Here is an 11,079-nt window from a genome sequence, read left to right as displayed (position 1 = left end):
GCCCACTCAGTGGTGGTCGGACTCCTCGTAGTGGCGCGCCAGCGCGTCGCCCCCGAAGTCGTTCTCCAGATCCCGCCACACCGAGTGGACGTGATTCGCGTCGTTCTGCGTGTTGTCGTACTCGATCAGGAAGACCGGGGCGTGGACCCGGTAGTAGTGTCCCTCGCCGGGTTCGAGCGTTCCCGCCCAGGCGAAGTGGATGTCGCTCGCCGGAATCTCGCTTTCGACCCGGGCCATCCAGTCGGCGCCCGCCGCCGCGTTCCCGGCGTACTCCTGAACGATCTCGAACAGGATCGCGCGCTGCCCTGCCGTCATGGCATCGGCGGGAAGACCCTCGAACGCGTCGAGCCGGGCCTCGCGGTCGTTCCCGGTGAGGATGTCGCTGGGAGCCTCGGTCGCGATCGTCGCGCGCTCGCGCTGTTCCGCAGTGAAGCTCCGCATCAGCGCCCGGGCCAGGTCTTCCTCCCGCCCCAGCGGTCGCCAGCCCGCCTTCGGGCCCGACGGCACGCGGGCCGGGTTCGCGCCCATGAATGCGGGCCCCGTCACCGTGAGCACGCCCGAAGGTGACGAGAAGTTGAGGGAGAGGTGGTGTCCCTCGAACCGCCACGCCCACGGCCCGTCCCCCGACGGGTCGCCGAAGATCGCGACGTAGTAGTTCTCCGGGTCCCGGCGCTCGGGCCGTCCCTCCAGGAGTCCGAGGATGCGCTCCAGTTCGATGATCGCGCTGGCCTTCAGGAAGCCTTGGCTGCTCATGGTGGCCTGAAGGAGATCGTGGGCGGCGCCGCGCTGCTCTGTCGTCATGTCGGCGAGGGGCAGTCCGTTCCGGGCCCTCGGGACGAAGTGCCAGTTGAAGCGCTCCTCGTCCTCGAGGGAGAAGAGCGCCTTCTCCCGTCCCGCTTCATCGAGGAGGGAGATGAAGGCCTGTGCGGCGGAGGCCGAGTTCATCTTCGCGCCCGGCTCTCCTCCCGTCGCCAGCGCGAGCGCGACCGCGGGCACGAGCAGGCAGGTCGCCCACGTGACCCGTCCGGCCGTCCGATTCCTGATCTTCATCGTTCCTCCTCCGCTCAAGACAGCGTCCGCCGCGCGGACTCGCGGATTGGCGCCGCCGGCTTCAAGTTGGTCGATCCCGATCGGGGCTGACCACCATCCCATATTCCGAACAACAAGGCAGAATCGCCAGATGATCGCGGGTCCCAACGGTGCGGCGAGCGACCGTCACAGCCCGACCGCGCACGTGGAGTTCGAGGGCGTGAGCAAGAGCTACGACGGCCGCACCCTGGTGGTGGACGACCTGAACCTCGGAATCGGCAGGGGCGAATTCGTGACCCTGCTCGGTCCTTCCGGTTCGGGGAAGACGACCATCCTGATGATGCTCGCGGGCTTTCAGACCGCGACGTCCGGCGCGATCCGCATCGGAGGGCGCTCCGTCCAGGACCTTCCGCCCCGCAAGCGCGGGATCGGGATGGTGTTCCAGAACTATGCCCTCTTTCCGCACATGACGGTGGGCGCCAACCTCGCGTTTCCATTGGAAGTGCGAGGTGTCGCCGAGGAACGGCGCCGCGAGCGCGTCGAGCGTGCGCTCGATCTCGTCCGCCTCGGTGGCCTCGAGGACCGTCGGCCCGGCCAGCTTTCCGGCGGCCAGCAACAGCGCGTGGCCATCGCGCGGGCCCTCGTATTCGAACCCGAACTCGTGCTCATGGACGAGCCGCTCGGCGCCCTGGACCGCAGTCTGCGCGAGGAGATGCAGTACGAGATCCGCTCCATCCACCAGAGGCTGGGCGTGACCGTCGTCTACGTCACCCACGACCAGCAGGAGGCCATGGTGATGTCGGATCGGATCGCCGTCCTCAACGGCGGCCGGATCGAGCAGATCGCCGGAGCGGAGGGGCTCTATGAGGAACCCGAACGCGCGTTCGTGGCCCGCTTCATCGGCGAGAACAACCGGCTGCACGGCCAGGTGGCGCTCGTGGAGGATGACCTGTGCGAGGTGGATGTGGGGGGCGAGCGGATCCGGGCTTTTCGCATCGCACCGTGCGGGGTCGGCGACACGGTCACGCTCTCGATCCGCCCCGAGCGGATCGCGATCAAGCCCGAGGAGGGTCTTTATCACAACGTGGTCGAGGCCACCATCGAGGACATGACTTTTCTGGGCGACCACCTGCGCGTGCGGCTGGCCGCCTGCGGTAGCCGGGACGTCGTGGCCAAGATCCCGAACATCGTGGGGCACGGCGCCATGATGGTGGGCGACACCGTCCGCATCGGCTGGACCGTCAACGACTGCCGCGCGCTGGACTTCGAAGGGGACGAGCAGAGCCGCGCATGACGGCGACAGATCGGAGAAACGGATGAATACGAACAGGAAGTTTACGGTCCGCACGCCGCACAACGTGGCGCTCGTCGTCCTCGCCGGCGCGGCGGCGTTCACGCTCGGGTGCGGGCCGCAGGCGCCGGAAGATCCGGCGATCACGGCCGTTTCCTGGGGAGGCTCCTACGGGCGGGCGTATCGCGGGGCCATCCAGGTCCCCTTCATGGATGAGACCGGGATTCGCGTGGACATGGAGGACTACAACGGCGGCCTCGCCCAGATACGGGCGCAGGTCGACGTCGGAGCGGTCTACTGGGATGTCGTCGATCTCGAGATGGCCGATGCGATGCGCGGTTGCGACGAGGGCCTCCTGGAAAGGATCGACATCGACATGCTCCCGCCGGCCCCCGACGGGACCCCCGCGAGGGAGGACTTCTATTCGGAGATGCAGGGGGAGTGCGGGGCCGGGATGCTCTTCTACTCCACCGTGTACGCGTATAACGCCGACCTCTTCCCGGATGCGCGGCCCGCGACGATGGCGGATTTCTTCGACCTCGAGCAGTTCCCGGGGCGCCGCGGCATGCGTCGCGTGCCTCAGGTCAACCTCGAGTTCGCGCTCATCGCCGACGACGTACCGCTTGACGAGGTCTACGCCGTGCTGCGCACGCCGGAGGGGTTGGACCGGGCCTTCGACAAGCTGGATACGATCGCGGACCAGGTCGTCTGGTGGGAGGCGGGGGCGCAGCCGCCGCAGATGCTCGCGGACGGCGAAGTCGTGATGAGCACCGCCTACAACGGCCGCATCTTCAACGCCCAGATCCTGGAGGAGCAGCCGTTCGTCATCGTGTGGGACGGCCAGGTGCTCGACTACGGTCAGTTGAGCATCGTGGCGGGGACGCCGCGGCTGGAGAACGCGCTCCGCTTCGTTGCGTTCGCGACGACGGGGGAATCGCTGGCGGCCGTCGCGCGCCGGATCTCCTACGGTCCGGCCCGCCGGTCGGGAGAGCCGCTCGTCACGACCCACCTGGCGACCGGCGTCGAGATGGCGCCCCATCTGCCCACGAGCCCCGAGAACATCGCGCGCGCCCTGCGGAACGACTGGGAGTTCTGGGTGGACAACCAGGACGCGCTGAACGAGCGCTTCAGCGCCTGGCTGACCCGTGCGAACTGACCCGCTCGCGCGCGCCGTGGCGCGCACCTCCGCGTGCGCCGCCGCTCTCGTCGCGTGTCTCGCCGGACAGGCGACCGCCCAGTCGATCACCGCCGTCTCCTACGGTGGCTCGTATCAGAAGGCGAGCACGGAGGCGTGGTTCGAACCGTTCACCGCCGCCACCGGGATCCGGGTGGGCGTCGAGGACTTCACCGGCGGTCTGGCCCAGATCCGGGCCCAGGTGGAAGTGGGCAACGTCTATTGGGACGTCGTGGACCTGAACGCCTCGGACGTCACGCTCGCCTGCGACGAGGGGCTGCTGGAGTACATCGACGCGGAGACGCTACCACCCGGAGCGGACGGGACGCTGGCGGCGGAGGATTTCGCGCCAGGGACGCTTTCCGACTGCGGGGCCGGGGTTGTCGTCTGGTCCACGATCTACGCGTTCGATGCACGCCGCTTCCCGGGTGCCAGACCGGAGACGATCGCGGATTTCTTCGATCTCGAGAAGTTCCCCGGGCGCCGCGGGATGCGCCGTGTTCCGATGGCGAACCTCGAATTCGCCCTCCTGGCGGACGGCGTGTCGGCGGAGGAGGTGTACCCCCTGCTCGACACCCCGGAGGGCCTGGATCGGGCGTTCCGCAAGCTCGATACGATCAAGGATCACGTCGTGTGGTGGGAGGCGGGGGCACAGCCGCCGCAGATGCTGGCGGACGGCGAAGTGGTGATGAGTACGGCCTACAACGGCCGCATCTTCAACGCCCAGGTGCTGGAGAACCAGCCGTTCGAGATCGTGTGGGACGGGCAACTTCTGGACATCAACCAGCTCGCCATCGTCGCCGGCACGCCACGGGTCGAGGAGGCGATGCGACTCGTGAGATTTGCGAGTACCGCGGAGGCGCTCGCGGCGCTCGGCCGCAGAATCTCGTACGGCCCCGTCCGGGCCTCGGCCGCGCCGCTGATCACCACCCACCTGGAGACGGGCGTCGAGATGGGACCGCACCTGCCCACGCATCCCCCCAACATGGCGCGCGCGCTCCGCAGGGACTGGGACTGGTGGGTGGACAACCAGGACGTGCTGAACGAGCGCTTCAGCGCGTGGTTGGCGCGCTGAGAGGCGTCGGACCGCCCCCCCGCGAGCGGCTGCGGGCGATGGGGCTCGTGCTGCCGCTCCTCGTCTTCCTCGGCGTCACCTTCCTGGCCCCGCTGGCGACGATGCTGATGCGGAGCGTCCACGATCCGGTGGTCGCCGATGCGCTGCCCGCGACCCTCGCAGCGCTGCGCGAATGGGAAGGGGAAGGGCTGCCTTCCGAGGCGGTATACGAGGCGGCGGCGCGGGAACTCGGATCGGCGCGGGAGGCGAGGACGCTGGGGCAGGTCGCCGGCCGCGTGAACCGGCTGCGGAGCGGGCTGCGCAGCGTGTTCACGCGCACCGCCCGGAACATCGAGGACGTGACGGACGGGCCGTGGCGCGAGGCGATGGCGGGCCTGGACTCCGCGTGGGTCGACCCGGGGACCTGGCACGCCGTCCGCGCGGCGGGCGAGCGCTTCACGGCCCGCCACTACCTCAACGCCGTCGACATGCAGCGGCTGCCGGACGGCTCCGTCGCCCCCCAGCCCGAGGAACGGCGCATCTACCTGCCCCTGTTGTGGCGCACCCTGCTCGTGAGCCTGGCGATCACCGTGTTCTGCCTCATCCTCGGCTACCCGATCGCGCACCTCATCGCGCACGCGCCGCCCCGCCGGGGCAACCTGCTGCTCGCCCTCGTCCTCGTGCCCTTCTGGACCTCGCTCCTCGTCCGCACCACCTCGTGGATCGTCCTCCTCCAGACACAGGGGGTGATCAACGACCTGCTGGTCGCGATCGGGCTCGTCGGCGACGACGGCCGGCTCTCCATGGTGTACAACATGACCGGCACGCTCGTGGCCATGACGCACGTCCTGCTCCCCTTCATGGTCCTGCCCCTGTACTCGGTGATGCGTTCGATCCCGCCGCTGCACATGCGGGCCGCGGCCTCGATGGGCGCGACCCCCGCGCAGGCGTTCCGGCGGGTGTACTGGCCGCAGACGCTGCCCGGCGTGGGGGCCGGATCGCTCCTCGTCTTCATCCTCGCGATCGGCTACTACATCACCCCGGCCTTGGTAGGTGGGAGCAGCGGCCAACTGATCTCGAACATGGTCGCCTACCACATGCAGACGTCGCTGAACTGGGGGCTGGCGGCGGCGCTCGGCGCGCTCCTCCTCGCGGGCGTGCTCGTCCTCTACCTGCTCTACGACCGGCTGGTGGGCGTCGAGCGCATGAGCCTGGGTTAGTGTAGTGTCGCAGAAATACTGCGGTCATTCGAGCGCCGCTGCATCCGTCCCCGCTGCGTTGCTCCTCCTCGAAATAGCTCTGCTATTCCTCGTCGGAGCGCCTTGCGGAAGCCGGCGCCCCGGCACTCTCGGTGACTCGCAGATTTCTGCGACACCACACTTTAGTCTGGTGCCGCAAGACCTTCGGGGGACGGAGAGACCGTGACTGGAGCCCGCATCGGCCGCTTCGCGCACCTCACGTTCTGCGTCCTCGTGTTCATCTTTCTCGTGGCGCCGATCATCGTGATCGTCCCGCTGAGCTTCAACGCGGAGCCCTACTTCACCTTCACCGAGGGGATGCTCCGGCTCGATCCCGAGGCATGGTCGCTGCGCTGGTACCGGGAGGTCCTGGAGAACGAGGCCTGGACCCGGGGTCTCGTGAACAGCCTCGTGATCGGCCTCTCCGCCACGGTGCTCGCGACCGCGCTGGGCACGCTCGCCGCCCTTGGGCTCTCAAGTCCCGCCATGCCGGCCCGCCGCTTCATCACGGGACTCCTCATCTCGCCGATGGTCACGCCCGTGATCATCTCCGCGGCCGGGATGTTCTTCTTCTATACCCAGGTCGGCCTGGCCCAGACGCACCTTGGGCTCATCCTGGCCCACGCCACGCTCGGCATGCCCTTCGTCGTCATCACGGTGGTCGCCACGCTGGCGGGCTTCGACCGCAACCTGACGCGGGCCGCGGCCAGCCTCGGCGCGGGACCGGTGCGCATCTTCCGGACCGTGCAACTGCCGCTCATCGCGCCGGGCGTGATCTCGGGGGCGCTGTTCGCCTTCGCCACGTCGTTCGACGAGGTCGTCGTCGTCCTCTTCATGGGCGGACTGGAACAGCGGACGATCCCGCGACAGATGTGGGCCGGCATCCGCGAACAGATCAGCCCGGCGATCCTCGCTGTGGCCACCTTCCTCGTCGTGTTCGCCCTCGCGCTCCTGCTGACCGTCGAGTGGCTGCGCCGCCGATCGTCCGCCTGACTCTCCGCGGCGTCAGTTGCCCTCGAGCGAGAGGTTCACGAGTTCGCGGAAGCGCTCCAGGCGGGTGCCGCGGTTGTCGCCGCGCGGCGTCTGCGTGAACACGAGACCGATGATCTCGCGGTCGGGGTCGAGCCACGCGTTCGTGCCGTCCGACCCGCCGTGGCCGAAGGTGCCGTCGGCGAGCCGCCAGCCGTACCCGTAGTAGCTCGCCTCGTCCCCCTCTCCTGCGATGTGGATCTTCGGCGAGGTCATGAGTTCGACGGATTCCGGCGCCAGGATCCGGGCGCCGTCGTAGGTGCCGCCGTTCAGGAAGGTCTGGGCGAAGACCGCGTAGTCCCACGCCGACGAGATCATCCCGCCCGAAGCGCGCGCGAACGGGAAGGCCACCGGGCCTCCGGGGGTGCCGCCGGGCATCCAGTCGCCGTCGGGGCCGCGCTGGTAGTAGACGGCGCCCATGCGGTCGACCTTCCCGCCGACCGGGTGCTCGGCGTGGTGGTTGTAGCTGTCGGCCATCCCGAGCGGTCCGTACACCGTCTCCATGAGCCGGTCCTCCAGCAACTGGCCGGAGGCGATCTCGACCAGCGCGCCGAGCGTGTTGTAGCCCGGATTGTTGTAGGAGTACGTCTCGCCCGGCGTCACCTCGGCCCCGATCGCGCCGAAGCGGGCCGACTCGCTCTGCAGCGTCGGGTTCTCGCCCAGCGGCTGCAGGAAGAGCGTGGGGATCCGGAGCCCGCTGCTGTGGGACAGCAGGTGTCCGACCGTGATGAACCCCGCCCGGTAGTTGTCCCACTCGGGGATGTACTCCCGTACGAGGTCGTCGTAGGAGAGCTTGCCCTCTTCGACGAGTTGCGCGACCGCGGTGGCCACGACGGGCTTCGTGTTGGAGGCCATGCGGAACATCGAGTTCCGCTCCATCGGCAGCCCCCGCTCCTTGTCCCGCATGCCGACCGCCTCGTGGAGGACGATCTTCCCGTTGCGGGCGACCAGCAGGACGGCGCCCACGATGTCGCCCCGCTCGACGGCCTCGTGGTACAGGCCGAGGGCGCCCTCGAGGACGGCGCGGGACATGCCGACCTCCTCCGGTTCGCCGTAGGAGAGCGTGCGCGCTTCCTGCGCCGCCAGGGCCGGAGCGAACCGCGTCGCGCCCGCGAGGATCGTCGAGAGCAGGATGATCGCCGGGAAGAGCCACCGAGCGGCAGGGATGCCGCGAACTCGCCGCGAAACCGTCATCGGTCCTCCGAAAGCAGAAGGAAACGGGCCGACAGCGGAACCCGCCCGCTGAGCTTGCCCGCTCAACGCTAACGCGGTGTACGAACGTGAACCAGATCGGGACCGAACTTGCCCGCCGGGGCTCGGGACGGGCATCTAGTGTCGACACCGGTGGGCCAGCCGGTGGTGCGGGCCGGCCGGTGGTGCGGACCGGCCGGCGGCCAGGCGGACCGCGGACGGTTTCCCGAGAGCGGAGGGGTTGCGGACCATCATCGTCTATCTGAACGGAGACTACCTCCCCGTCGGCGAGGCGCGGGTCTCGGTGAACGACCGGGGCTTCCTGTTCGCGGACGCGGTCTACGAGGCGATCCCGGCGTACGCCGGCCGCTGTTTCCTGCGCGAACGCCACCTGGCCCGGCTCGCATGGGGCCTCCGAACGCTCCGGATCGAGGCGGACGTGGCTCCCCTCGCCGACGTCGGTGACGAACTCATCGCGCGGAACGATCTCGTCGCGGCGGAGTTCTCCGTCTTCTACATGCAGGTGACGCGCGGCGCCGCCCCCCGCACGCACGCGTTCCCGAAAGAGGCGGTCCCGCCCACGGTCTACGCCTTCGCGAAGGAACTCCTCCGCACGACGCCGGAGCGGTGGGAGCGGGGCTTCGGCGCCATCACGCTGCCCGACCAGCGCTGGGCCCGTGCCGACATCAAGACGACCGGCCTCCTGCCCAACGTGCTCGCGCAGCAGGCCGCGGTGGAGGCGGAAGTCGAGGACGCGATCTTCATCCGCGAAGGGATGGTGCAGGAGGGGACGCACAACAACGTGTTCGCGGTGCTCGGCGGAGAGGTGACGACGGCCCCGGCCACGAACCACATCCTGCACGGCGTCACCCGCGCCTTCACGCTCGAACTGTGCGCGGGACTGGGCATCCCCGCCCGGGAACGCGCTTTCACGACGGACGAACTCCGGGGCGCGGAAGAGATCTTCTTCACGGGGACGACGACGGAGGTGCGGCCGACCGTCGAACTGGACGGACGGCCCGTCGGAAGCGGACGCCCGGGCGAGATCACCCGGGCGTTGTCGGAAGCCTACCGGCGGGCCGTGGCCCCCGAAGGATCGGCGACCTAGTTCCGAGACGCCACCTTAGTGCGTGGCGACCGGCTCCATCCGCACGATCGCCGTCGGTTCGCCCCGCCGGCCGTCGATGGCCAGGTAGATGAGCCCGTCCGGACCCTGCCGAACATCGCGGATCCGGCCCAGCCCCTGCACGAGCGTCTCCTCCCGTATCACGTCCTGCCCGTCCAGCGTCAGGCGCGCCAACTGTTCCCCGGCCATCCCGCCCACGAACAGGTTCCCCTTCCAGTGCGGGAAGCGGTCCCCCGTGTAGAAAAGCAGCCCGGAGGTCGCGATCGACGGCACCCAGACGTGGGCCGGCTGCTCCATCCCTTCCTTGTGCGTGCCTTCATGGATCGCGGTGCCCGAGCCGTAGTTGACGCCGTAGCCCACGATGGGCCAGCCGTAGTTGAGCCCCGGCTGAACCAGGTTGAGCTCGTCACCGCCCTGCGGACCGTGCTCCGTGGCCCACAGGTCGCCCGTCTCCGGGTTCATGACCATCCCCTGCTGGTTGCGGTGCCCGAAGCTCCAGATCTCCGGCTGAACGCTCGGGTCGCCGAGGAACGGGTTGTCCTCGGGAATCCCCCCGTCCTCGTACACGCGGCTGACGGTGCCGTGATGGGTCGAGGGGTCCTGCGCGGGGTGCGCGTAGAGATCGCCACGGGTCGAGGCCTGGCGGTCGCCGACGCTGATGAAGAGGTGCCCCTGTCCGTCGAAGACGAGACGGGACCCGTAGTGCCCCCGCCCTTCCGATACCGCAAGGAAGATCTCCTCGATGCCCGTCAGAGCGCCGTTCTCGTAGCGTCCCCGGATGACCGCGGTCGTCCCGCGCTCGGTCTCGTCCGGCTTCGAGTAGCTGAGGTAGAGGAGCCGGTTGTCCTCGAAGTCGGGGTGAGGCACGACATCGAGGAGTCCGCCCTGTCCGGCCGAGATCACCTCCGGCACGCCCTTCACGGGTTCGGGAAGGAGCATACCGTCGCGCACGACGCGGAGCGTGCCCGCCTTTTCCGTGACCAGCATCTCGCCGTCGGGCAGGAACGCGATCGACCACGGGCGCACCAGCCCCTCCGCCACCGGGACGAGCCGGTAGTCGTGGTAAGCCGACTGCCTGACGTCCTGGCCCAGCGCCGGAGTCGCGGTCGACAGAAGAAGCCCGGCGGCGAAGATCGCCAGTGGGGTCCGCTTGATCATCTTGTCTCCAGGGAAAATCATGACGTCCATCTCGTGGTTCATGGGTTGGCGAAGCCCGAAAAAACTGGTGCGGGCGGCCCCCCAACAGCAAGGCTCGCCAGCGACGCCGGCCGCCGAGCGCGCCGCCGGCGTCCGCATGTGTGAACACGCACGCGCGCGGCAACGTTTCCGGGACGGGAGAACATGACCACCCGCGGGAAGGGGAGACGGATGAAGAACATCGCCATCATCGGCGGAGGCGTCTCGGGTCTCGGGGCCGCGTGGGCGCTGCATCACGATTCCGAACGGTTCGATTTCCGGCTGTTCGAGGCCCGGGAGCAGCTCGGCGGCAACGCCGTGACCGTCGACATGCCCCAGGAGGACGGCGGCGCGATCCCGTTCGACATTTCCGTCACCGCCTGCATCCCCTCCGTCTATCAGCACTTCGTGGTGTTGCTGGAGCAGTTCGGCATCGACCTGATCGACACGAGGTTCAGCTACAGCGTGAAGTACCGCGGGGGGACCTACGCCCACGATTTCGATTCGGACATCCGGGAGCAGCTGCAACTCGAGATTGCGAAGTTCCAGCGCATCCTGCGGCTCCTGCACCGGTTCGGGCGGCTGACCCATTCGCGGTCGAAGTTCGTGAACGGCCTCAACCCCTTCAACTACATCAGCATGGGGACGGTCCTGAACGTGGCCGGCTTCTCGGGAGACTTCAGGTACAAGGTCCTGAAGCCGATGTTCGTCAACTTCCTGATGGCGACGAACGTCTTCGACATGCCCGCCTCGCTGTTCTCCCGATACCTG

10 protein-coding genes are annotated in these 11,079 nt (G+C 68.7%); 7 read left to right on the top strand and 3 right to left on the bottom strand.

The window, feature by feature from the left end:
* Positions 1 to 6 precede the first annotated feature (6 nt).
* On the bottom strand, positions 7 to 1,050 hold the full coding sequence (locus OXN85_07535; GenBank protein ID MCY3599807.1) for a DUF3500 domain-containing protein: 1,044 nt from the start codon (positions 1,048 to 1,050) through the stop codon (positions 7 to 9).
* Positions 1,051 to 1,180: 130 nt separating this feature from the next.
* Here OXN85_07535 and OXN85_07530 point away from each other — a divergent pair, with 130 nt between their 5' ends.
* The 5 genes from OXN85_07530 to OXN85_07510 all read left to right on the top strand — a co-directional run bounded on the left by OXN85_07530 (position 1,181) and on the right by OXN85_07510 (position 6,779).
* A complete protein-coding gene (locus OXN85_07530; GenBank protein ID MCY3599806.1) occupies positions 1,181 to 2,323 on the top strand; it encodes an ABC transporter ATP-binding protein in 1,143 nt (380 codons plus the stop codon).
* A 22-nt stretch (positions 2,324 to 2,345) separates the two neighbouring features.
* Positions 2,346 to 3,476: an ABC transporter substrate-binding protein gene (locus OXN85_07525; GenBank protein MCY3599805.1), complete on the top strand. Its 1,131-nt coding sequence runs from the start codon at positions 2,346 to 2,348 to the stop codon at positions 3,474 to 3,476.
* Positions 3,466 to 4,569: an ABC transporter substrate-binding protein gene (locus OXN85_07520; protein MCY3599804.1), complete on the top strand. Its 1,104-nt coding sequence runs from the start codon at positions 3,466 to 3,468 to the stop codon at positions 4,567 to 4,569. The genes OXN85_07525 and OXN85_07520 overlap by 11 nt, the downstream gene beginning before the upstream one ends.
* Entirely contained in the window at positions 4,554 to 5,768 is a 1,215-nt protein-coding gene (locus tag OXN85_07515; protein ID MCY3599803.1) for an ABC transporter permease, read from the top strand. The genes OXN85_07520 and OXN85_07515 overlap by 16 nt, the downstream gene beginning before the upstream one ends.
* Before the next feature lie 201 nt (positions 5,769 to 5,969).
* Entirely contained in the window at positions 5,970 to 6,779 is an 810-nt protein-coding gene (locus OXN85_07510; GenBank protein ID MCY3599802.1) for an ABC transporter permease, read from the top strand.
* A 12-nt stretch (positions 6,780 to 6,791) separates the two neighbouring features.
* On the opposite strand, the gene OXN85_07505 is transcribed toward OXN85_07510, so the two are convergent.
* Positions 6,792 to 8,009, bottom strand: coding sequence for a serine hydrolase (locus tag OXN85_07505; protein MCY3599801.1), 1,218 nt, complete (start codon positions 8,007 to 8,009; stop codon positions 6,792 to 6,794).
* Between the two features lie 238 nt (positions 8,010 to 8,247).
* On the opposite strand from OXN85_07505, the gene OXN85_07500 reads away from it, so the two are divergent.
* Positions 8,248 to 9,114, top strand: a complete 867-nt coding sequence (locus tag OXN85_07500) for an aminotransferase class IV (protein ID MCY3599800.1) — start codon at positions 8,248 to 8,250, stop codon at positions 9,112 to 9,114.
* Positions 9,115 to 9,129: 15 nt separating this feature from the next.
* Here OXN85_07500 and OXN85_07495 read toward each other — a convergent pair whose 3' ends face one another.
* Entirely contained in the window at positions 9,130 to 10,290 is a 1,161-nt protein-coding gene (locus tag OXN85_07495) for a PQQ-dependent sugar dehydrogenase (protein MCY3599799.1), read from the bottom strand.
* A 210-nt stretch (positions 10,291 to 10,500) separates the two neighbouring features.
* On the opposite strand from OXN85_07495, the gene OXN85_07490 reads away from it, so the two are divergent.
* Positions 10,501 to 11,079, top strand: a 579-nt coding sequence (locus tag OXN85_07490; protein MCY3599798.1) for an NAD(P)-binding protein, incomplete at its 3' end; no start/stop codon positions are given.

This window comes from Candidatus Palauibacter australiensis (assembly GCA_026705295.1).
Classification (GTDB): domain Bacteria; phylum Gemmatimonadota; class Gemmatimonadetes; order Palauibacterales; family Palauibacteraceae; genus Palauibacter; species Palauibacter australiensis.
This window is presented reverse-complemented; position numbering and strand designations above follow the sequence as displayed.

Excerpts from the sequence above, each read along its gene's own strand:
- OXN85_07535 (MCY3599807.1), bottom strand. The coding sequence starts at position 1,050 with ATGAAGATCAGGAATCGGACGGCCGGACGGGTCACGTGGGCGACCTGC.
- OXN85_07530 (MCY3599806.1), top strand. The coding sequence starts at position 1,181 with ATGATCGCGGGTCCCAACGGTGCGGCGAGCGACCGTCACAGCCCGACC.
- OXN85_07525 (MCY3599805.1), top strand. The coding sequence starts at position 2,346 with ATGAATACGAACAGGAAGTTTACGGTCCGCACGCCGCACAACGTGGCG.
- OXN85_07505 (MCY3599801.1), bottom strand. The coding sequence starts at position 8,009 with ATGACGGTTTCGCGGCGAGTTCGCGGCATCCCTGCCGCTCGGTGGCTC.
- OXN85_07495 (MCY3599799.1), bottom strand. The coding sequence starts at position 10,290 with ATGATCAAGCGGACCCCACTGGCGATCTTCGCCGCCGGGCTTCTTCTG.